Origin of the sequence: Enterococcus sp. 9E7_DIV0242 (assembly GCF_002140975.2) — a bacterium.
GTDB classification, from domain to species: Bacteria; Bacillota; Bacilli; order Lactobacillales; family Enterococcaceae; genus Enterococcus_L; species Enterococcus_L clewellii.
Map to the genome: position 1 here is coordinate 3,870,065 of NZ_CP147247.1, position 22,436 is coordinate 3,892,500.

Annotated in this window: 14 protein-coding genes, 1 tRNA gene and 2 rRNA genes (1 of these 17 cut by a window edge); 16 read left to right on the top strand and 1 reads right to left on the bottom strand. The window is 42.1% G+C overall.

What is annotated here, in order from left to right:
* The first annotated feature begins 68 nt into the window (after nucleotides 1-68).
* Complete coding sequence (locus A5888_RS18115) at nucleotides 69-1,862, top strand: glycoside hydrolase family 2 protein (RefSeq protein ID WP_086351032.1); 1,794 nt, start codon at nucleotides 69-71, stop codon at nucleotides 1,860-1,862.
* 79 nt (nucleotides 1,863-1,941) lie between these two features.
* Here A5888_RS18115 and A5888_RS18120 read toward each other — a convergent pair whose 3' ends face one another.
* Entirely contained in the window at nucleotides 1,942-2,922 is a 981-nt protein-coding gene (locus A5888_RS18120) for an L-lactate dehydrogenase (RefSeq protein WP_086351033.1), read from the bottom strand.
* Between the two features lie 484 nt (nucleotides 2,923-3,406).
* On the opposite strand from A5888_RS18120, the gene pth reads away from it, so the two are divergent.
* From pth to A5888_RS18195, 15 genes are all read left to right on the top strand, one after another.
* Nucleotides 3,407-3,973: an aminoacyl-tRNA hydrolase gene (gene pth / locus A5888_RS18125; protein WP_086351034.1), complete on the top strand. Its 567-nt coding sequence runs from the start codon at nucleotides 3,407-3,409 to the stop codon at nucleotides 3,971-3,973.
* A 20-nt stretch (nucleotides 3,974-3,993) separates the two neighbouring features.
* Entirely contained in the window at nucleotides 3,994-7,530 is a 3,537-nt protein-coding gene (gene mfd / locus A5888_RS18130) for a transcription-repair coupling factor (protein WP_086351035.1), read from the top strand.
* 14 nt (nucleotides 7,531-7,544) lie between these two features.
* Nucleotides 7,545-9,131, top strand: coding sequence for a putative polysaccharide biosynthesis protein (locus A5888_RS18135; RefSeq protein ID WP_086351036.1), 1,587 nt, complete (start codon nucleotides 7,545-7,547; stop codon nucleotides 9,129-9,131).
* Nucleotides 9,132-9,135: 4 nt separating this feature from the next.
* Complete coding sequence (locus A5888_RS18140) at nucleotides 9,136-9,405, top strand: RNA-binding S4 domain-containing protein (RefSeq protein WP_086351037.1); 270 nt, start codon at nucleotides 9,136-9,138, stop codon at nucleotides 9,403-9,405.
* Nucleotides 9,406-9,472: 67 nt separating this feature from the next.
* On the top strand, nucleotides 9,473-9,919 hold the full coding sequence (locus tag A5888_RS18145; RefSeq protein ID WP_086351052.1) for an FtsB family cell division protein: 447 nt from the start codon (nucleotides 9,473-9,475) through the stop codon (nucleotides 9,917-9,919).
* A 57-nt stretch (nucleotides 9,920-9,976) separates the two neighbouring features.
* A complete protein-coding gene (locus tag A5888_RS18150; protein ID WP_086351038.1) occupies nucleotides 9,977-10,492 on the top strand; it encodes a S1 domain-containing RNA-binding protein in 516 nt (171 codons plus the stop codon).
* Nucleotides 10,493-10,636: 144 nt separating this feature from the next.
* Nucleotides 10,637-12,016 carry a tRNA lysidine(34) synthetase TilS gene (tilS, locus tag A5888_RS18155; protein WP_249274565.1) on the top strand — a complete coding sequence of 460 codons (1,380 nt, stop codon included), beginning with the start codon at nucleotides 10,637-10,639 and terminating at the stop codon, nucleotides 12,014-12,016.
* A gap of 18 nt (nucleotides 12,017-12,034) precedes the next feature.
* Nucleotides 12,035-12,580: a hypoxanthine phosphoribosyltransferase gene (gene hpt / locus A5888_RS18160; RefSeq protein ID WP_086351040.1), complete on the top strand. Its 546-nt coding sequence runs from the start codon at nucleotides 12,035-12,037 to the stop codon at nucleotides 12,578-12,580.
* A 92-nt stretch (nucleotides 12,581-12,672) separates the two neighbouring features.
* Complete coding sequence (gene ftsH / locus A5888_RS18165; protein WP_086351041.1) at nucleotides 12,673-14,832, top strand: ATP-dependent zinc metalloprotease FtsH; 2,160 nt, start codon at nucleotides 12,673-12,675, stop codon at nucleotides 14,830-14,832.
* A 204-nt stretch (nucleotides 14,833-15,036) separates the two neighbouring features.
* A complete protein-coding gene (gene hslO, locus A5888_RS18170; RefSeq protein ID WP_086351042.1) occupies nucleotides 15,037-15,942 on the top strand; it encodes an Hsp33 family molecular chaperone HslO in 906 nt (301 codons plus the stop codon).
* 2 nt (nucleotides 15,943-15,944) lie between these two features.
* Nucleotides 15,945-16,943, top strand: coding sequence for a tRNA dihydrouridine synthase DusB (dusB, locus tag A5888_RS18175; protein ID WP_086351043.1), 999 nt, complete (start codon nucleotides 15,945-15,947; stop codon nucleotides 16,941-16,943).
* 374 nt (nucleotides 16,944-17,317) lie between these two features.
* Nucleotides 17,318-18,814 carry a lysine--tRNA ligase gene (gene lysS, locus A5888_RS18180; RefSeq protein ID WP_086351044.1) on the top strand — a complete coding sequence of 499 codons (1,497 nt, stop codon included), beginning with the start codon at nucleotides 17,318-17,320 and terminating at the stop codon, nucleotides 18,812-18,814.
* Nucleotides 18,815-19,472: 658 nt separating this feature from the next.
* Nucleotides 19,473-21,032: ribosomal RNA gene (locus tag A5888_RS18185) — 16S ribosomal RNA — on the top strand.
* Between the two features lie 79 nt (nucleotides 21,033-21,111).
* Nucleotides 21,112-21,184, top strand: a tRNA-Ala gene (locus A5888_RS18190).
* A 184-nt stretch (nucleotides 21,185-21,368) separates the two neighbouring features.
* Nucleotides 21,369-22,436 (top strand): 23S ribosomal RNA (locus A5888_RS18195) (it continues 1,843 nt past the right edge of the window).
* Together the 16S and 23S rRNA genes with 1 tRNA gene alongside form the textbook arrangement of a ribosomal RNA operon.

A 22,436-nucleotide genomic window follows, 5' to 3' on the forward strand; every position in this document is an offset into this window, starting at 1 on the left:
TGCCGGTAGTTGAAAGAGAGCTCTTCTTATCCCGGTGTAGAAAGTAATGATGGTTGGGAGCGTAATAGATGAAAAAAAGAAGTGATTATCCAAGACCTCAATTTAAAAGGGAAAGCTGGTTTAGTTTGAATGGCGAATGGTCTTTTGCCTTTGATGATGAGGACCAAGGGGTAAATGAGGCTTGGTATGACAGTAAAAAGAACTTTCCACTCCAGATCAATGTCCCTTTTGTTTATCAGTCGAAAGAGAGTGGAATCAATGAAAGAACGCCCCATGATATCGTTTGGTACCAGCGAATATTCACTGTAGATTATACCAAGAAACAGCGAGTGTTGCTGCATTTTGGTGCAGTTGATTATGAAGCTGATGTTTATATCAATGGCCAGCATGTAGGCAGACATGTTGGAGGACACACGCCTTTTGAAATTGATGTTACCCCATTTTTAGCGGCTGGAGGGAGTCAGACGGTAACTGTTCGCGTGTTCGATCCGCATGCCGATGAATCGATTCCGAGAGGGAAGCAATTTTGGGAAGCTGAATCTCGTTCGATTTGGTACACTAATTCTACAGGAATTTGGCAGCCTGTATGGTTGGAGGTAGTTTCTGATACGTATTTGGATAGTATTCGATTTACCCCTATGTTTGATGAAGGGAAAGTCCAAATCGAGGTAGAGGCTAACCAGCAACGGTCGGCAGTGCTGGATTATGATATTTCCTTCAAAGGGATTCCTGTGGCTAGCGGTAGACTGGATTTTATTAAGAATAAGCTGGAATTTGATGTCGAACTGATTCAGAATCACATCTTTAGAACGAATTTCCACGATGATGGTTGGGCTTGGACACCGGAAAACCCTAATTTATTTGATGTAAAATTATGCTTATTGGATGAGCAAGGCGAGTTGCTTGATCGAATAGACAGCTATTTTGGTTTGCGGAAAATTCATAAAGAAAAGAATATGGTCTATTTAAATAATAAACCTTATTATCAAAAACTAGTATTGGATCAAGGGTACTGGTCGACTGGACTGCTAACAGCGCCAGCTGATGAGGATTTCATAAAGGATATCGAATTGGCTAAAGCAATGGGCTTCAATGGGTGTCGCAAGCATCAGAAGACCGAAGACCCTCGCTTTTTGTATTGGGCCGATAAACTAGGCTTCCTTGTTTGGGGAGAGTGTGCAGCACCACCTATGTACACAGCGAAATCAGTGGAGCTGCTGATGCATGAATGGACAGAAATTATCAATAGAGACTATAGTCATCCATGTATTGTTACATGGGTGCCAATCAATGAGAGCTGGGGTGTTCCTAATGTTCAGCAGGATCGCCAGCAACAGCATTTTTCTCAGACGATGTACCACTACTTACATGCGCTGGATACAACCAGACTAGTTATTTCAAATGATGGTTGGGCGATGACCGAAACAGATATTTGTGCCATTCATAATTACGCTCATGGTCAGGAAAAAGAGAGCGAGAAGTATACATTCTTCAAAGAATCGCTAGCGACAGTCGACGCATTGATTCATCGTCGTTCGTCTCCGTGGGCCATCTATGCTTCCGGCTTCACTTATCAAGGAGAACCGATTATTTTAACAGAATTCGGTGGAATTGGGTACGACGTTTCAGGTGAGCCGGGCTGGGGATACACCTCTGTAAATAATGAGCAGGATTTTCTGAAGGATTATGAACGGATCATGCAAGCAGTCTATGCTTCAGAAGCCTTATGGGGGTATTGTTATACGCAGCTTTCAGATGTGGAACAGGAAATAAATGGTTTGCTTACTTATGAGCGACAACCGAAGTGTGAATTGGAGCAAATCAAAAAAATCAATGATAGCTACCATAGAAATTCGATATAAATGAAGAATCTAAGACAAGAAAACGCCCCGTCAATGTTAGTGACGGGGCGTTTCGTTTGTTTTAGTATTTAATCATCGCTTAGTTTTCTTCTGCTTCAAATTTTTCAAAAGCAGATTGAATGACTTCTTTCAGTGCAGAAGCAGAAGCGTTCATCCGATCTTTTTCGGAATCTGTCAGAGGAATTTCGATAACCTTTTGGATTCCCTGACGATTGATAACCGCTGGTGCTCCAATATAGATATCATTTTGTCCATATTCGCCATCCAAATAAACAGACAATGGGAAGACAGAATTTTCATCATCTAGGATGGCTTTGGTGATACGAGCTAAAGCCACAGCAATACCATAGAAAGTTGCACCTTTTTTATCAATAATGGAATATGCAGCATCACGTACATTGAAGAACAGATTAACCATTGCTTCTTCATCCACGTCTGGATTGTTTTTGATCCATTCATAGATTTGCAACCCGGCAACATTGGCATGAGACCACACTGGGAATTCAGTATCTCCGTGTTCACCAAGAATATAGGCATGGACATTTCGAGCGTCAACATTAACTAACTCGGCGATTGCTTGACGGAAACGAGCAGAATCCAGAGAAGTTCCGGAACCAATAACGCGTTCCTTTGGAAAACCTGAGAATTTCCATGTAGAATAGGTTAAAATATCTACCGGGTTCGCAGCAACAAGGAAAATACCGTTGAAGCCTGAATCAACGATCTGAGTCACAATTTCTTTATTGATCTTCAAATTCTTGTGTACAAGGTCGATTCTTGTTTCCCCTGGTTTTTGAGGAGCCCCTGCTGTTAGTACAACAAGATCTGCATCATGGCAGTCAGCGTAAGAAGCAGCATAGATTTTTTTAGGAGAAGTGAAAGCTAATGCGTGGGAAAGATCCATCGCATCTCCTTCCGTTTTCTTTGTATTGATATCGATAATACCAACCTCTTGGGCGATATTTTGAGTGACAAGAGCGAAAGCATAGCTAGAACCGACAGCACCGTCTCCTACTAAAATAACTTTTTGGTGATCTTTTCTATCTGCAGCTGCAGTCATGTGTACCATTCCTTTCATTGGTTTCTTTGATACAAAAATAGTATCACCATAAAAGACTTTTGTCACGTGATTTAACTCGAAACTAGTACAGTTTTTCAAGCTGTTTTAGATGCAAACTCTTACATGTGCGATTCTTCACGATTCTTGTTTATTAAGAAAATCAAAAGGTTTTGCTATTCTCAAGAATACCTTAGTCAATTTTTAAATTTTAAACGAGTTGAAACAGCTGGAATTGTGTTATACTGTTAAGACAGAAGCGCACTGTAACACGCTATTTCTGAAAAAGGATTTGCGATTATGCTTCTTTTTAATAAAACAAAAGCTAAATTTATTTTTTATAAGGAAGTGACTGAGAGTATAATCTGTCTTAGTCGCGTATTTTGTGTTGTATAGGATTGTTGAAAAATGGCATGCTATTGTTGATTTTGAATGACACAAGCAGCGAACTGTCGGCAATGATTAAATCAAGCAAGGGGAGAACGAAATGAAAATGATCGTAGGATTGGGCAATCCTGGGAGCAAATATCAAGAAACTAAACATAATATCGGTTTTATTACAGTGGACGAGATTGCTCATCGTTACAATGCTGTATTCAAGAAGAATCAATTCGAAGCAGATATTGCTGAGTTTTTTATAGGAACAGAAAAAATTATGCTAGTCAAGCCACTCACGTTTATGAATGAATCAGGACGGGCAGTAGGACCATTGATGACTTATTATGGTGTTGAGGACCATGAATTGATCGTGATTTACGATGATTTAGATCTTGAGATCGGAAAAATTCGTTTGAGGGAAAAAGGCGGTGCCGGCGGTCATAATGGGATCAAAAGCTTGATTTCTCACTTTGGAACGAATGTTTTTCCACGAATCAAGGTGGGGATTGGCCGTCCGTTGGGAAATAAAACAGTTGTCCAATATGTATTGAGTAAATTTCCTAAAGCTGTTCATGAGGAAATTTTAATTGCAGTTAAGAATGCGGCAGATGCTGCAATTTATGCCAGTGAAGGGCACACTTTTGTAGACACGATGAATCAGTTTAATGGGAAATAGACAGGAGGTGGCCAACGAAAATGAATATTATTGAAAGAATCAGTGAAAGCACGATTGTTCAAGAGTGGTTTCAAAAACTGACAGGGAACCACCGTCAGCTTATCACAGGCTTGGCCGGCTCAGCAAAAACATTGGTTATGACTAGCGGCTATCAGCATAAGAAGAAAAAAATGATTGTTGCCGTGCCGAACCTTTATTACGCGAACCAATTAGTAGAAGACTTTAGAAATTTAGTGCCTGATGAGGAGGTTTATTTATTTCCTGTGGATGAAGTGCTATCTGCGGAAATGGCTTTTTCTTCACCGGAAGCGAGAGCGGATCGAATTCAGACACTGAATTTTTTACTATCTAGGAAAAAAGGAATCGTTGTAGTTCCGGCAGCAGGCTTGAGAAAATTTCTTCCTAGTAAAGAGACCTGGAAGAAGGCACAGCTGCATTGGGAAATAGGTACCGAAGTTGAATTAGATAAGCTAGCACAAAAGCTAGTACTGATGGGTTATGAGCGTCAATCGCTAGTTGGTAAACCGGGGGAGTTTAGTATTCGAGGAAGTATTATTGATGTTTATCCATTAAATACCCCCAACCCTGTAAGAGCAGAACTGTTTGATGTTGAGGTTGATTCGCTGCGCTATTTTGAAGCAGATACACAACGTTCCGCAGAAACTATTGAAAGTGTGACGATCTCTCCTGTAACAGATACGATTTTTTCAGATGACGACCTCTCATCGGGAATCGTCAAGCTTCAAGAAGCTCTGGAAAAACGATTGTCTATAACGAAAGAAAAAACAGATAAAGTATTTCTTGAAGAATATTTTGGGCAAATACTTTCTTCATGGGAGGCAGGGATTCCGACTGAACATGCGCGTTATTATACGGATTTATTGTATAGAGAACAGACGACGATTTTAGACTATTTGCCAGAAGATAGTATGTTGGTTGTAGATGACTATGCCCGTATTTTAGAAACGGAACGAGAGATTGTTCGCGAAGAAGGTGAGTGGCATACTCAGAAGTTGGAAGAGAAACGTGTTTTTTCAGAGCAGACCTTCGGCGCCAATGTACACGATCAATTAAGAAAACAACGTTTTACAGCTACCTTCTTTTCTTTATTCCAAAAGGGGATGGGCAATTTACGTTTTCAAGCTATCCATAATGCACAATACCGCTCTATGCAGCAATTTTTTGGACAAATGCCTTTATTGAAAGCGGAGATGGATCGTTGGCAAAAGCAGGAGCAGACGGTTCTCGTGTTTGTTCCAACCAAAGAACGGGCGCAGAAGGTGGAGAACCTATTTCGAGATTTTGACATCTCAAGTGTTTCTGTATCAAAAAATCGGCTGCTAGAAGGAAAAATTCAGCTTGTTCAGGGAAATCTTCAAACAGGTTTTGAACTGCCAGCCGATAAAATCGTTGCAATCACAGAAAAAGAAATTTTTCATACTGTAACGAAGAAAAGAGCACGCCGCCAAACTGTTTCAAATGCTGAGCGATTGAAAAGCTATAGCGATCTGAAAAAAGGCGATTATGTCGTTCATATCAATCATGGGATCGGTAAATATATAGGAATGGAAACTTTGGAAGTCGATGGTGTCCACCAAGACTACATCACGATCCTATATCAAAATGAGGATAAGCTGTTTATTCCAGTTACACAGTTGAACTTGATTCAGAAGTTTGTTGCTGCGGAATCAAAAACACCGAAAATCAACAAGCTGGGCGGCAGCGAATGGACGAAGACCAAGAAAAAAGTTTCAGCAAGAATCGAAGACATTGCCGATGATTTGATTCAACTATATGCTGACAGAGAGTCGGAAAAGGGATTTGCTTTTCCGCCGGATGATGGATATCAAAAAGAATTTGAAGATGCGTTTCCTTATTCAGAGACGGAGGATCAACTGCGCAGCACAGCTGAAATCAAACGAGATATGGAGAAATCACGACCGATGGACCGTCTCTTAGTTGGTGATGTCGGCTTTGGGAAAACAGAAGTTGCGTTGCGAGCAGCATTCAAGGCAATATCGGCTGGAAAACAGGTTGCTTTTTTAGTGCCGACAACAATTTTGGCACAGCAGCACTACGAAACAATTATTGATCGTTTCGAAGGCTTTCCTGTGGAAGTAGGATTACTTAGTCGCTTTAGAACGAAGAAACAGCAGAACGAGACGATCGAACAAGCGAAAAAAGGACAGGTAGATATTATCATCGGAACACATCGACTCCTATCAAAGGATGTGGTGTTCGGTGATCTGGGGCTACTGATTATCGATGAAGAACAGCGATTTGGTGTAAAGCATAAGGAGCGTTTGAAGCAACTTCGTTCCCAGGTAGATGTACTGACCTTGACAGCCACACCGATCCCACGAACGCTTCATATGTCGATGCTGGGTGTTCGGGACCTCTCTGTTATTGAAACACCGCCGGAAAATCGTTACCCGATTCAGACCTATGTGATGGAAATGAACCCGGGCGCCATTCGCGAAGCAGTAGAACGCGAATTAGCGAGAGATGGGCAGGTTTTTTATCTCTATAACAGAGTAGATACGATTGAGCAAAAAGTAGAAGAACTTCAGGCGCTGGTACCACAGGCGAGAATTGCCTATGCGCATGGGCAGATGACGGAAATTCAATTGGAGAATACGTTGTTTGATTTTATTGAACGTCAATTTGATATTTTGGTCACAACAACAATTATCGAAACGGGTGTAGATATCCCTAATGCTAATACCTTATTTGTTGAGAATGCTGATTATATGGGTTTGTCAACGCTCTATCAGCTACGGGGACGTGTAGGTCGGAGCAATCGAGTAGCTTATGCTTACTTTATGTATGAGCAGCAGAAAATACTGAACGAAGTTAGCGAAAAACGTTTGGAAGCAATCAAGGATTTTACGGAGCTTGGCTCAGGGTTCAAAATTGCCATGAGAGACCTGTCAATTCGTGGGGCAGGGAATTTGTTAGGTGCACAGCAACATGGGTTTATCGATTCTGTTGGGTTTGATATGTACTCTCAAATGCTGGAAGAAGCTGTTGCCCGTAAACAAGGGAAAAAAGTCGTTGATCAGAAGACATCTGTTGAAATTGATTTAGGTATCGATGCTTACTTACCAAATGAGTATATTTCAGACGAACGACAAAAAATCGAAATCTACAAGCGGATTCGTCAGCTTGAAAACATGGAAATGTATGAAGAACTGGAAGCTGATTTACTGGATCGCTTTGGAGAATATCCGGATGAAGTAGCTTATCTGCTGACAACAGGTCTTATCAAAATGGACGGAGACCGGGCATTGCTTGAGTCAGTGAAGAAGCAGCAACAGGAAATCATCTTCACTTTGAGTAAAGTAGGCACAAAAACGTACACCGTGGAACAAATTTTTGAGGCCTTGTCTGCTACTTCGTTGAAGGCTGATTTAGCAGTCAATAACGAAAAGATGAGTATTCGTTTGAAGTTGTATAAAGGAATGAAGGAGGCTTCTTGGCTGCAGGAAGTTTCTGCCTTCATTTCTGCCTTGCGAGAAGAGAAATATAAATCAAAACCAGAAATGGCTCATGGATAAACGGAGGAAACGATATGGCGCAAAAAGAGCTTCGAACAATGCTCCAAGGAGCGCTAATACTGACAGCTGCTTCATTTATAGCGAAGCTATTGAGCGCTGTCTATAGAGTTCCTTTTCAGAACCTTGTCGGTGACGAGGGCTTTTACGTTTATCAGCAAGTTTATCCTATTTATGGAATTGCGATGACGCTGGCTTTGACCGGACTGCCTCAATTTATATCTAAGATTGTTGCAGAGCAGGAATCTGTTAGTGGAAAAAAACAAGTACTTCAACGTTTATTTCCTTTTATTGCATTACTTGGTGTGTCAGGCTTTGCCTTTTTCTTCATAGGAAGTGATTGGCTGGCATGGTTAATGGGAGATTCTGATTTATCCCCCTTGATCAAGGTTGTCGCATTTACTTTCTTGCTGGTGCCGATACTTTCTTGTTATCGGGGGAATTTTCAAGGCCATCTATTGATGACGCCAAGTGCAGTCTCACAGGTGTTAGAGCAGCTGATTCGAGTTGGTGTAATACTTACGGCAGCGTGGTGTTATCAAACGTTTCAATGGAATGTATACAAAACTGGGACTGCCGCAATGGGTGGTGCTGTTTTAGGCGGAATCGCCGCCACTGGCATTTTATGGTACTATGATCGAAAAATACAACCGGGTAGTTCGGCCTATTTCCTGCGTTGGCAGATAGATAAGGAAGGACGAACACTTTTTTATCGTTTGTTCGTGGAGGGCGGACTCGTTTCACTGTACAGTGCGTTCTTGATTATTTTTCAACTAGTCGATTCGTTTTTTGTAAAGAATGCATTGGTGTTTTCCGGATTGCCAGATCATGCAGCGAAGGTCGATAAGGGTGTTTATGACCGAGGACAGCCGCTGGTGCAGTTGGGGCTGGTTGTTGCTTTGGCTTTGAGTTCCTCTTTTCTACCGGCACTAACAAAGTATTTTGTCAGTAAACAAGAGAATCAATTTATCATGGCATCCAGAATGTTTCTGCGTTTGACGACGACTGTCGCAACGGCAGCTTCTGTGGGACTGGTATTGGTTCTTCCCTATATCAATTTTGCTTTATTTAAAGACTACAAAGGAAATGGCGTGCTCGGAATCTATGTCTTTGCTATTGCATTGATGGCTGTCATTCAAGCCTATCAAAGCATCTTGCAGAGTCGTAATCAGTTTAACACTGCTTTTCTTGCGGCGGGCTTAGGGTTGCTTGGGAAAATATTGCTGACGAACCCGATGACACAGTATTTAGGAACAGCCGGAGCCAGTTTGTCAACAATCCTGTCATTATCCGTGACTTTGTTTTGCTTGATCATTACGACGGGATCGGAAATCAACCAATTTTGGTTTGAACGCGGGTTTTTAAAAAAATTATTGAGCAGTTTGGGAATAATGATTGCTACCCTATTGATTTATCAAGGGATTCTGTCTATCATAGTTGGAGTAGTGGATCATCGAGGGCAAGCATTGCTTTTTGCCATAGTAGGTGTCGCAATCGGTGTTGCAGCATTTCTCGCTGCAATTGTTCAGTTGCAGCTGTTTACAGTGAGAGAATGGCTGATGGTTCCTTTTGGAAAGAAAATTTTACGAATAAAAAAGAGGTGAAGAGATGCGTTTAGATAAATTTTTAAAAGTATCACGCATTATAAAAAGGAGAGCTGTTGCCAAAGAGGTAGCAGACAAGGGCAGAATCCAAATCAATGGTATTTTGGCGAAGTCTTCCAGTATGGTTAAAATTAGCGATCAAATCAAGATTCGTTTCGGTAACAAGATTCTTGAAATTGAGGTAAAAGAACTACATGATTCTACGAAAAAGGAAGATGCACAGAAAATGTATCAAATCATATCTGAAACAAGAGTTGATAATTCCGACGATTAAGATTAGACAACCCTTGAAGATGTTGGTATAATAAAGCGGACATATGAAAGCGAGTGAAGCGAACGAGATGGGAAAAAAGAATAAAATCGCTGCGCTGAATAATGAGTATACCAAAGAACAGTATGCTGAATATCAAAAACAGCAGAAGCAGTTGATTTTCAAACGTCGTCGATTAGCAGTCATTTTTTTAATAGGCATAGTCGTTTTTTCGATTTCAAGTTTTGAACTGATGAAGGATTATGCAGAACTGCATTCCTTCGAGAAGCAAAAGTCAGAAGTAGTTGCAGAGTCAGCTGAGATGGATAAGAAGCTGGAAAAGCTTGAGCAGGATGTCGCGTTATTAAAGGACAAGAATTATATTGCCAAGCTGGCAAGAGCCCGTTACTATGTTTCCAAAGAAGGCGAGCAGATTTATCCCGTACCTGATTTAGGGTCAGCAATCAGCGGGAATAGAGAAACAACACAAACCACAACAGACGAGAGTCAACCACAGACTGAAACCTCCGGGGAATAAGCGGATATCAGCTGTATATAATAATTTTAGGGTGAAAATAGGAGGATCACATTTTTTATGTCAATCGAAGTAGGAGCAAAACTGCCGGGAAAAGTGTCAGGAATTACTAATTTTGGGGCCTTTATTGATCTAGGAGGAGGCAAGACAGGCTTAGTCCATATCAGTGAAGTATCGAATGGTTTCGTAAAGGATATCAACGAGATATTAACTGTAGGTGACGAAGTTACTGTTAAAGTCACTTCTGTAGGTGATGATGGGAAAGTTGGTTTATCTATCCGTAAAGCACAAGATAATCCGGAAGCACCTAAGAACAATTTCCAACGTCGCACAAACAATCATCAGGATAACCGCGACAACCGTGATAACCGCGGACAACAAGACAATCGTGATCGAGGCTATCATGCTGGACCAAAAAAACAGTTCAACAAACCAACGAACAATAATAATGCGCACAACGGGCAGGATTTTGATTCATTGATGAGCTCATTTTTGAAAGATAGTGATGACCGCTTATCTTCATTGCGAAGAAACACAGAAGGTAAAAGAGGCGGACGAGGCGGACGCCGCAACTAAAGAAATCTATTCAAGGCCGGGGGAGCAAAACTCCTGGCCTTTTGAGTTTTTTCTGAGATAAATGGAGATATTGTTCGAGATTATATGTGTGTGGCTTGACCATTGCTAATAATAATCGCCATAGCTGACATGGGAGGTGGAGCAGTGCTAGAGAAATTTTACCGACTTGGGGGAAAAAAGAATCATTGGCGTAAAGGTGATCGAATCCTGTTGGCTATTTCAGGCGGACTTGATTCGATGATTTTGCTTTTTCTGATGTGTAGAGTAGCTGAAAAAACAGGCTGCACAGTTGGTGTTGCACACGTCAATCATCAATTGCGTCCTGAATCAGATGAAGAGGAGCGTTATCTTGAAGCGTTCTGCCGAGAAAATCAACTGGCATTTTACTCAAAGCGTTGGGAAGAGAATCTGCTGATCAGTAGTGTTGAAGTGAGAGCCAGAGAATTCAGATACACTTTTTTTAAAAGTATTATGGAAAAAGAATCATTCAATACGCTCATGACTGCTCATCATATGGACGACCAAGCAGAGACGATACTAATGCGCCTGACTAGAGGCAGTACATTGAGAAATTTAGTCGGAATAAGAGAAGAACAGTCCTTTGGCTCAGGTAGGCTCATTCGGCCTTTGTTGATTTTTTCTAAAGATGAGCTGAAAGTGTTCGCCAAAGAGCAGAATATTGTGTATTTTGAAGATAGCTCAAATCATTCAGACCTGTATTTTAGAAATCGGGTACGGCATCATGTTGTTCCTTACTTAAAGGAAGAAAACAGGAATTTTCTTGAACATATTTCAACCTTCAGTCACCAAGTAGACTTAGTGGATGAACTGATTCAGGAAATAACAGGTGCTAAATACAAAGAATGGGTTAAGAAAATCGATACGGGTTGGCAACTGGATCTATCAGTATTACAAAACGAAAGCCGTAGCTTTCGCTATTTCTTTTTGCAGTTTTTCTTACAGAAAACTTTGGTTGAAAAAAACATCGCTATCAACAAAGAGCAGCTTGAAACTCTGTATAATATCCTTGCTCAATCCGACCCTCAAAAAGTTGTTATGCTGGAAAAAGGCTGGCGTTTTATTAAAGAATACAATACAGCATTTTTAGTGCAGGAAACAACTATACCAACCGTGGAGTTTTCTTTGCCTATCGGTGAAGGAATCTTTTTATCTGATACGGAGTGGCTTGGGCTTAGCTCTTTTGACAGACCGGTTATAGTGCCGGAAAGGATCAAAGCGTGGGAAGCGGAGGAACGCCTGCTTTCAGTAGAAACAAAGCTTCCACTTAAAGTCAGACATAGAAACGCTGGGGATCGAATCGCACTCACCCCTTTTTTGACGAAACGCCTCAATCGACTTTTTATCGATAGAAAAATACCGAATTCCTCAAGAGAAAATGCGTGGGTCATTCTGACTGATCGAAACGAGATCCTCTGGGTGCCTAAATTTGCAAATTCCCATTTGAGTATTCCCGAAGAAACTGATAAAATACACTACAGACTCCTTTATAAAACAAAGGGGTAAACTTGAGAGGAGAGCATCATGCTAGAGAAAGATATTAAAAACATTTTGATAACAAAAGAACAGATTGCTGAAAAAAATGCTGAGCTTGGAAAAAAATTGACAGAGGATTACAAAGAAAAAAGCCCTCTTGTTATTGGAATTTTGAAAGGAGCAGTTCCTTTTCTTGCAGATGTCGTACGACAAATCGACGCACATTTAGAAATGGATTTCATGGCTGTTTCCAGTTATGGTAACGCAACAGTATCTTCCGGAGAAGTGAAAATCGTTAAGGATCTGGATACAAATGTAGAAGGTCGTCATATCTTAATCGTTGAAGATATCATAGATAGTGGACGGACACTTGCTTACCTTGTGGATTTGTTCAAATATAGAAAAGCAGCTTCTGTAAAAATCGTTACCTTCTTAGATAAACCTGAGGGACGCGTAGTGGATATTGATGCTGACTACGTGGGATTCAATATCCCAAATGAGTTTGTTGTAGGCTATGGATTGGATTATGCAGAATCCTATCGTAACCTTCCATATGTCGGTGTATTGAAGCCGGAAGTATACGAATCAAAATAATATCTCTCTTTGAAATAGTTATGTTACAATATAAAGGTCAGAATTGATAAGACAAAAAAAGTGAATAGTTTAAACAAGCTAGGAGGACAGGCATGAATAAAAAAGGTGGCGGCATGAGAAATGGCCTATACTATGTATTAGTCATTTTAGCGATGATCATGGTTGGAAGCTTCATCTTTGGAAACAACAGCTCCCAATCTCCTGATATCGAATTCTCTAAGTTTAGAGAACAACTTGATAGCGGAGAGATCAAAACAATGACGATCCAACCGACAAATGGTGTATTCAAAATTGTCGGAGAGTACAAAGAAGAGCAAAAAATCGAAAATGAAAGCGGACTGTCTCTTTGGGGGAATTCCGAAGTAACAACGAAGAAATTCTCTACCATTGTTCTGCCAAGTGATACAACACTGACAGAGGTACAAAATATAGCACAGCAGAACGAAGTGAAGCTTTCCGTGAAGGAACAGTCAACAAGTGGAACATGGATTTCGTTGATCTTCAGCTTCCTGCCAATCATACTGCTCTTCTTCATGTTCTACATGATGATGGGACAGCAAGGCGGCGGTGGCGGTGGCGGCGGCCGTGTCATGAACTTTGGGAAATCCAAAGCGAAAGAGGCCGACAAAACAGCGAGTCGTGTTCGTTTTACAGATGTAGCTGGTGCAGAAGAAGAGAAACAAGAACTTGTTGAAGTGGTTGAGTTCTTGAAAGACCCGCGTCGTTTTGTAGAACTGGGTGCACGTATTCCTGCCGGGGTACTTTTAGAAGGACCTCCGGGAACTGGTAAAACCCTACTTGCTAAAGCAGTAGCTGGTGAAGCAGGCGTACCATTCTATTCTATTTCAGGTTCTGAGTTCGTAGAAATGTTCGTCGGTGTCGGTGCAAGCCGTGTCCGTGATCTATTTGAAACAGCGAAGAAGAACGCACCTTCAATCATCTTCATCGATGAAATCGATGCAGTTGGTCGTCAACGTGGTGCCGGAATGGGCGGCGGTCATGATGAGCGTGAGCAAACATTGAATCAGCTGCTTGTTGAAATGGATGGTTTTGACGGGAATGAAGGAGTAATTGTCATTGCTGCAACGAACCGTTCAGATGTATTGGATGCTGCATTACTTCGTCCAGGACGTTTTGACCGTCAAATTTTAGTTGGTCGTCCGGATGTTAAGGGTCGTGAAGCGATTCTAAAAGTACATGCGCGTAATAAACCATTGGCAGACGATGTTGATTTGAAAGTCGTTGCACAACAAACACCAGGCTTTGCCGGTGCGGATCTGGAAAACGTCTTGAATGAAGCGGCATTAGTTGCTGCCAGAAGAAACAAGAAGAAGATCGATGCGTCTGATATTGATGAGGCCGAAGATCGTGTGATTGCCGGTCCAGCTAAAAAAGACCGTGTTATCAATAAGAAGGAACGTGAAATGGTTGCTTACCATGAAGCGGGACATACAATCGTTGGTTTGGTACTAAGTCGTGCCCGCGTCGTTCATAAAGTAACAATCATTCCTCGTGGTCGTGCAGGCGGCTATATGATCGCTTTACCAAAAGAAGATCAGTTCTTGTTGACTAAGGAAGATATGTTTGAACAATTAGTTGGTTTGCTTGGTGGACGCACTGCAGAAGAAATCGTCTTCGGTGTTCAGTCAACAGGTGCTTCTAATGACTTTGAACAAGCAACTGGGTTAGCTCGTAGCATGGTTACTGAGTACGGAATGAGTGATAAGCTTGGACCTGTACAGTATGAAGGAAACCATCAAGTCTTTGTCGGTCGCGATTATGGACAGACAAAAGCTTACTCAGAGCAAGTTGCGTTTGAAATCGATCAAGAAGTTCGCAAACTACTGATGGACGCACATGCAAAAGCACGTGAAATTATTGAAACACATCGCGATAAACATAAATTAATTGCGGAAATGCTTTTGGAATATGAAACACTGGATGCCAAAGCGATTAAATCTCTGTTTGAAACAGGAGAAATGCCGGCAGGAAGCTCTAGTGAATTCCCAAGTGAGAAAGCACAAACTTTCGAAGAAGCTAAACGTGCCTTAGAAGAAAAAGATGCGCAAAAGCAAGCCGAAGAAAAACGGAATGCTGACGAAGTCAAACAAGACCTTGAATCGGACGCAGAAGAAGTGAAAACAGAAGCTGATGAGACCGAAAAGAAAGTTCAACTTGATAAAAAAGAAGATGACTCTTCTAAAGATGACTCTGATTCTGAACGCGAGAACTTTGACGATCGTTATAAATAGAAACACGAGACAGTTGTGGGAAGCTTTTCCTGCAACTGTTTTTCTATGCAAGAGAATTAATGATTGGAGTCGTGAGTCCACACCTGTTTCTATTAAGAGAGAATAGAAGCTATCGAAGTTAGAATTATTTAGTTGAAAAAACGACGATTTCCTAGTATTATCTGATAATGAGTGAAAAAGCACGGAGAAGAGGACAAGAAAACAATGGAAGATTATTTAGTAAAAGCACTTTGTTATAAAGGATCAATCAGAGCGTACGCTCTTTGTGCAACAAATACAATTGCAGAAGCACAGCAAAGACATGACACTTGGAGTTCATCAACAGCAGCATTGGGAAGAACAATGGTCGGCTCGTTACTGCTTGGCGCGACACTTAAAGGCGAAGATAAGCTGACTGTGAAAGTACAGGGGAATGGTCCTGCCGGAGCAATCATTGTTGACAGCAATGGTAGTGGCGATGTAAAAGGCTACATCAAAAATCCTCATGTAAGCTTGAAGCTGAATGACAGTGGCAAAATCGATGTTCGAGGTGCTGTTGGCGATGTTGGTGTATTTACAGTTATTAAGGATTTGGGCTTGAAGGAAACTTTTTCCGGTCAAACACCGATTGTTTCCGGAGAAATTGGTGAGGACTTTACCTATTTTATGACGGTTTCTGAACAAATTCCTTCTGCTATCGGGTTAAGTGTGCTAGTGGATACAGATGATACGGTTAAAGCTGCAGGTGGATTTATGATTCAAGTTATGCCAGGTGCAGACGAGAAGACGATCGATTTTATTGAAAAGCGTCTATTAGAAGTACCTATGGTATCACGTCTATTGGAAGATGGCGAGTCACCGGAGCAAATCTTGGAACGATTGCTAGGTGAAGGAGAAGTAGATATCCTTGAAAAAATGCCTGTTCAATTTAAGTGTGATTGTTCAAAAGATAAATTTGGAACAGCAATCATTGCTGTGGGACTGGACGAAATCAATGCGATGATCGAAGAAGATCATGGTGCAGAAGCAGTCTGCCAATTCTGTGGCAATAAGTACCAATATAGCGAAACCGATTTGATTGAGCTGAGAGAAGAAGCAATAAAAAATACATTAAAAGGTCGTGAAGAATAACGATGTGGAAAATAGGTAATGTAGAAATCCCGAATCGCGTAGTCGTTGCACCCATGGCTGGAATTACCAATGCAGCATTTCGTGTCACTGTAAAGGAATTTGGTGCCGGATTAGTTGTCTGTGAAATGATCAGCGACAAAGGCATCCATTTTAGAAACAAAAAAACACTAGAAATGCTCTATATTGATGAGCGGGAACATCCGTTGAGTTTACAAATCTTTGGCGGGGATAAAGATACATTAGTCGAAGCAGCTCAATTCGTACAAGAACATACAGAAGCAGACATTATTGATATCAATATGGGCTGTCCTGTAAATAAGGTTATCAAAGCAGAAGCCGGAGCTAAATGGCTTCTTGATCCAAATAAAGTACATGAAATGGTCCAGGCAGTAACCTCTGCAGTCGACATGCCAGTAACTGTCAAGATGCGTATTGGTTGGGATGATGAGCATGTTTTTGCCGTTGAAAACGCATTGGCAGCAGAAAAGGGCGGAGCTGCAGCGATTGCCATGCATGGTCGTACGCGTGTCCAAATGTATGAAGGAAAAGCAAATTGGGATATCCTGAAAGAAGTAAAAAGCCATTTGACGATCCCTTTTATGGGCAATGGTGATGTCCGTACACCGGAAGATGCGAAAAGAATGCTGGACTACGTGGGTGCTGATGGTGTCATGATTGGTCGTGCAGCATTGGGAAACCCTTGGATGATTCACAGAACGCAGCATTATTTAGAAACTGGGGAATTAATTCCGGAACCAACACCATTTGATAAGATTGAAACAGCTAAGGTTCATTTGCAACGATTGGTTGACCTCAAAGGGGAATCTGTTGCAGCAAGAGAATTTCGTCAACACGCTTCCTACTATCTAAAAGGAATTCCACGAGCAGCAAAAGTGAAAGTGGCAATCAATCAGGCAGACACGCAAAAAGAAATCGTCGATTTAATGGATGGTTTCGTAGGGAAAGTGTCCTCTGCTGAAAGTGTTGAAGAAGTAATCTAAGAAAATCTGATTAAATGAAAGAATGCATATCTGCTTTTTTGAAAGGATAGTCGCTTTCGCTCTACTATGGTAGTTTATCTAAGCTTTTCAGAGCTAAGCGTGCTATTGTTTAGTTGACTTTGACCAAGAATCTCAAAGCTATTTGGTTTTTGATACGAGAGGCAATGATATATTTGTTGATGGTACTTGCAAACCATACTATCGCTCGATTTTGGGAGTAAATCATTAAGCGTAGCGCTTCTTTTCATACAAGGAATCATTTAACAGGATTTGTATAATCAATTAATTCAAGTCGAATATAAAATTCGGCTTGCTTTTTTTAGAATCACTATGGCATTATTAGTATATGTTTATTTAAGAATGGAGGAAAAAGAGTGGCTGAAGAACAACAATCCCAAGTCGCGGATTTGAATGACCAAATGTTGGTGCGGCGTGAAAAGATGGAAAAACTACGCGAAGAAGGAATTGATCCATTCGGTAAACGTTTTGACCGCACGCATAATTCTGCTGAATTGCATGAAACCTATGATGCACAAACAAAGGAAGAGCTGAATGAGAAAGATTTGTCAGCCAGTGTAGCTGGCCGTATGATGACTAAGCGTGGAAAAGGGAAGGCTGGTTTCGCTCACCTGCAAGATCGTGAAGGTCAAATCCAAATATATGTAAGAAAGGACCAAGTCGGTGATGAAGCCTATGAGCTTTTCAAACATGCAGACTTAGGAGACTTTTTTGGTGTGACAGGTCAAATAATGAAGACAGATACAGGGGAAGTTACTGTAAAAGCAAAAACAATCGTGCTTTTAACAAAAGCACTACGTCCCCTTCCTGATAAATATCATGGATTAACCAATATCGAACAGCGCTATCGTCAACGTTATTTGGATTTAATCAGCAATAAAGAAAGCTTTGATCGCTTCATGAAGCGTAGTCAAATTATCAGTGAAATCCGTAGATATCTTGATGGTCAAGGGTATATGGAGGTAGAAACGCCGGTTCTTCATAATGAAGCTGGAGGTGCGGCAGCCCGTCCGTTTATTACACATCACAATGCGCTAGATATTGACTTGTATCTACGTATTGCTCTAGAACTCCATCTGAAACGATTAGTTGTCGGTGGGATGGAAAAAGTATATGAAATTGGACGAGTGTTCCGTAATGAAGGAATTGATACAACTCATAATCCAGAATTTACTATGCTTGAGGCGTATACTGCATACACAGATTATAAAGATGTGATGGATCTGACAGAAGGAATCATCCGCAACGCAGCTGAAAAAGTTCTTAAAACAACAACGATCAGCTATGATGGACAAGAAGTTGATTTAGGTAGTGCCTTCGGCCGTGTTCATATGGTAGATGCAATCAAAGCACAGACAGGTGTAGATTTCTGGAAAGAAATGACTGTTGAAGAAGCAAGAGCCTTTGCAAAAGAGCATAATGTAGAGATTAACGAGAATATGTCTGTGGGACATATTTTAAATGAGTTCTTCGAGACACATGTGGAAGAAACCTTGCAACAACCTACATTTATCTATGGTCATCCAGTAGAAGTTTCACCATTGGCTAAGAAAAATCCTGAAGATCCTCGCTTTACAGATCGCTTTGAGCTATTTATTGTAGGAAAAGAATTTGCCAATGCGTTTACTGAATTAAATGATCCAATCGATCAAAGAGAACGCTTTGAAGATCAAGAAAAAGAACGTGCCCAAGGAAATGATGAAGCACATGGTGTGGACGAAGACTTTATCGAAGCACTAGAATATGGGCTGCCACCAACCGGGGGCCTGGGAATTGGTATTGATCGTTTAGTCATGCTATTAACGGATGCACAGTCAATCAGAGATGTTCTGCTGTTCCCAACAATGCGTTAAATAGAAAGATGAAGCTTCCGCAAAATGGAAGCTTCATTTTTTCTATATAAGTTTAGAAGAAATTGTGCACAAGAAATGGCTATTGTTCTTAGTTTGGATGTCAGTGCTATCTAGTCTGTCGAACGAACAAAGGCTAAAGAGACTCTGAAATCGATGGAAATGCGAACAATAGAATCATAAAGCTGATAAACAATCGGTAATGAAAAAAAGTTTGAAAAAAAGTAATATTTTGATTGACCTGAGAAGAGAAACTTGGTATATTAATACATGTCGCTGAGACACAACAACCACTTTTAAACAGCACAATAGAATAACAGCTGAGTAAAAGAAAAAACTTGTTTTATCAATAAAAAAGTTGTTGACAAATAACAAAAAAGTTGATAAGATATAAAAGTTGTTATGAAACAAAACGACAACAGCCAAGCAGAAAAAAACTTCAACTTCTTCAAAAAAAGAGTTGACATCAAATCAAAACTTTGGTATGATATAAAAGTTGCTGCGAGGCAATCAAGTAGACCTTTGAAAACTGAACAAAGTAAGACAAACCAAATGTGTAGTATGTCTTGATTTGATCAAGACAACAACATGATTTAACAAGCAAGCAATATGCTAGCAAACAAATTGAGCGTAACAGTCGCAAGACTGTCAAGTTTAAACTTTTTATGAGAGTTTGATCCTGGCTCAGGACGAACGCTGGCGGCGTGCCTAATACATGCAAGTCGAACGCTTCTTTTCCACCGAGTGCTTGCACTCACCGGAAAAGAGGAGTGGCGGACGGGTGAGTAACACGTGGGTAACCTGCCCATCAGAAGGGGATAACACTTGGAAACAGGTGCTAATACCGTATAACAATCGGAACCGCATGGTTCTGATTTGAAAGGCGCTTTCGGGTGTCGCTGATGGATGGACCCGCGGTGCATTAGCTAGTTGGTGAGGTAACGGCTCACCAAGGCAACGATGCATAGCCGACCTGAGAGGGTGATCGGCCACACTGGGACTGAGACACGGCCCAGACTCCTACGGGAGGCAGCAGTAGGGAATCTTCGGCAATGGACGAAAGTCTGACCGAGCAACGCCGCGTGAGTGAAGAAGGTTTTCGGATCGTAAAACTCTGTTGTTAGAGAAGAACAAGGATGAGAGTAACTGTTCATCCCTTGACGGTATCTAACCAGAAAGCCACGGCTAACTACGTGCCAGCAGCCGCGGTAATACGTAGGTGGCAAGCGTTGTCCGGATTTATTGGGCGTAAAGCGAGCGCAGGCGGTTTCTTAAGTCTGATGTGAAAGCCCCCGGCTCAACCGGGGAGGGTCATTGGAAACTGGGAGACTTGAGTGCAGAAGAGGAGAGTGGAATTCCATGTGTAGCGGTGAAATGCGTAGATATATGGAGGAACACCAGTGGCGAAGGCGGCTCTCTGGTCTGTAACTGACGCTGAGGCTCGAAAGCGTGGGGAGCAAACAGGATTAGATACCCTGGTAGTCCACGCCGTAAACGATGAGTGCTAAGTGTTGGAGGGTTTCCGCCCTTCAGTGCTGCAGCAAACGCATTAAGCACTCCGCCTGGGGAGTACGACCGCAAGGTTGAAACTCAAAGGAATTGACGGGGGCCCGCACAAGCGGTGGAGCATGTGGTTTAATTCGAAGCAACGCGAAGAACCTTACCAGGTCTTGACATCCTTTGACCACTCTAGAGATAGAGCTTTCCCTTCGGGGACAAAGTGACAGGTGGTGCATGGTTGTCGTCAGCTCGTGTCGTGAGATGTTGGGTTAAGTCCCGCAACGAGCGCAACCCTTATTGTTAGTTGCCATCATTCAGTTGGGCACTCTAGCGAGACTGCCGGTGACAAACCGGAGGAAGGTGGGGATGACGTCAAATCATCATGCCCCTTATGACCTGGGCTACACACGTGCTACAATGGGAAGTACAACGAGTCGCGAAGTCGCGAGGCTAAGCAAATCTCTTAAAGCTTCTCTCAGTTCGGATTGTAGGCTGCAACTCGCCTACATGAAGCCGGAATCGCTAGTAATCGCGGATCAGCACGCCGCGGTGAATACGTTCCCGGGCCTTGTACACACCGCCCGTCACACCACGAGAGTTTGTAACACCCGAAGTCGGTGAGGTAACCTTTTGGAGCCAGCCGCCTAAGGTGGGATAGATGATTGGGGTGAAGTCGTAACAAGGTAGCCGTATCGGAAGGTGCGGCTGGATCACCTCCTTTCTAAGGAATATTACGGAAACTACACGGTTTAACTTCACTTTGTTCAGTTTTGAGAGGTTTACCTCGACAATTGAAACACGGGGCCTTAGCTCAGCTGGGAGAGCGCCTGCTTTGCACGCAGGAGGTCAGCGGTTCGATCCCGCTAGGCTCCATATAGTAACCAATGGTTACTATTTAATTTGTTCATTGAAAACTGGATAGAAAGAAAATCAACAACACAAACAAACCGAGAACACCGCGTTGAAGAGTTTTTTAAAATTGTTCGATAGCTTATTTTTCTTGATGACGCCTCTATCGCTAGAGAAACGAGTCAAAACCCAACCGCAAGGTTGATAAGGTTAAGTGAATAAGGGCGCACGGTGGATGCCTTGGCACTAGGAGCCGATGAAGGACGGGACTAACACCGATATGCTTTGGGGAGCTGTAAGTAAGCTATGATCCAGAGATTTCCGAATGGGGAAACCCAGCATCTTTTATAGGATGTTACATTTACGTGAATACATAGCGTAATTGAGGTAGACGCAGAGAACTGAAACATCTAAGTACCTGCAGGAAGAGAAAGAAAATTCGATTCCCTGAGTAGCGGCGAGCGAAACGGGAAGAGCCCAAACCAATGAGCTTGCTCATTGGGGTTGTAGGACTCCGATATGGTAGTCTGTCAGGATAGTCAAAGGATTTGGAAAAGTCCGCCAGAGAGGGTGAAAGCCCCGTAGACGAAATTTTGGCAACACCTAGGAGGATCCTGAGTACGGCGGAACACGTGAAATTCCGTCGGAATCCGCGGGGACCATCCCGCAAGGCTAAATACTCCCTAGTGACCGATAGTGAACCAGTACCGTGAGGGAAAGGTGAAAAGCACCCCGGAAGGGGAGTGAAATAGATCCTGAAACCGTGTGCCTACAACAAGTTAAAGCCCGTTAATGGGTGATAGCGTGCCTTTTGTAGAATGAACCGGCGAGTTACGATTACATGCGAGGTTAAGATGAAGAGTCGGAGCCGTAGCGAAAGCGAGTCTGAATAGGGCGAATGAGTATGTGGTCGTAGACCCGAAACCATGTGATCTACCCATGTCCAGGTTGAAGGTGCGGTAAAACGCACTGGAGGACCGAACCCACGTACGTTGAAAAGTGCGGGGATGAGGTGTGGGTAGCGGAGAAATTCCAAACGAACTTGGAGATAGCTGGTTCTCTCCGAAATAGCTTTAGGGCTAGCCTCGGAATTGAGAATGATGGAGGTAGAGCACTGTTTGGACTAGGGGCCCATCTCGGGTTACCGAATTCAGATAAACTCCGAATGCCATTCATTTATATCCGGGAGTCAGACTGCGAGTGATAAGATCCGTAGTCGAAAGGGAAACAGCCCAGACCACCAGCTAAGGTCCCAAAATATATGTTAAGTGGAAAA

Excerpts from the sequence above, each read along its gene's own strand:
- A5888_RS18115 (WP_086351032.1), top strand. The coding sequence starts at position 69 with ATGAAAAAAAGAAGTGATTATCCAAGACCTCAATTTAAAAGGGAAAGC.
- A5888_RS18120 (WP_086351033.1), bottom strand. The coding sequence starts at position 2,922 with ATGACTGCAGCTGCAGATAGAAAAGATCACCAAAAAGTTATTTTAGTA.
- pth (WP_086351034.1), top strand. The coding sequence starts at position 3,407 with ATGAAAATGATCGTAGGATTGGGCAATCCTGGGAGCAAATATCAAGAA.
- mfd (WP_086351035.1), top strand. The coding sequence starts at position 3,994 with ATGAATATTATTGAAAGAATCAGTGAAAGCACGATTGTTCAAGAGTGG.
- A5888_RS18135 (WP_086351036.1), top strand. The coding sequence starts at position 7,545 with ATGGCGCAAAAAGAGCTTCGAACAATGCTCCAAGGAGCGCTAATACTG.
- A5888_RS18140 (WP_086351037.1), top strand. The coding sequence starts at position 9,136 with ATGCGTTTAGATAAATTTTTAAAAGTATCACGCATTATAAAAAGGAGA.
- A5888_RS18145 (WP_086351052.1), top strand. The coding sequence starts at position 9,473 with ATGGGAAAAAAGAATAAAATCGCTGCGCTGAATAATGAGTATACCAAA.
- A5888_RS18150 (WP_086351038.1), top strand. The coding sequence starts at position 9,977 with ATGTCAATCGAAGTAGGAGCAAAACTGCCGGGAAAAGTGTCAGGAATT.
- hpt (WP_086351040.1), top strand. The coding sequence starts at position 12,035 with ATGCTAGAGAAAGATATTAAAAACATTTTGATAACAAAAGAACAGATT.
- ftsH (WP_086351041.1), top strand. The coding sequence starts at position 12,673 with ATGAATAAAAAAGGTGGCGGCATGAGAAATGGCCTATACTATGTATTA.
- hslO (WP_086351042.1), top strand. The coding sequence starts at position 15,037 with ATGGAAGATTATTTAGTAAAAGCACTTTGTTATAAAGGATCAATCAGA.
- dusB (WP_086351043.1), top strand. The coding sequence starts at position 15,945 with ATGTGGAAAATAGGTAATGTAGAAATCCCGAATCGCGTAGTCGTTGCA.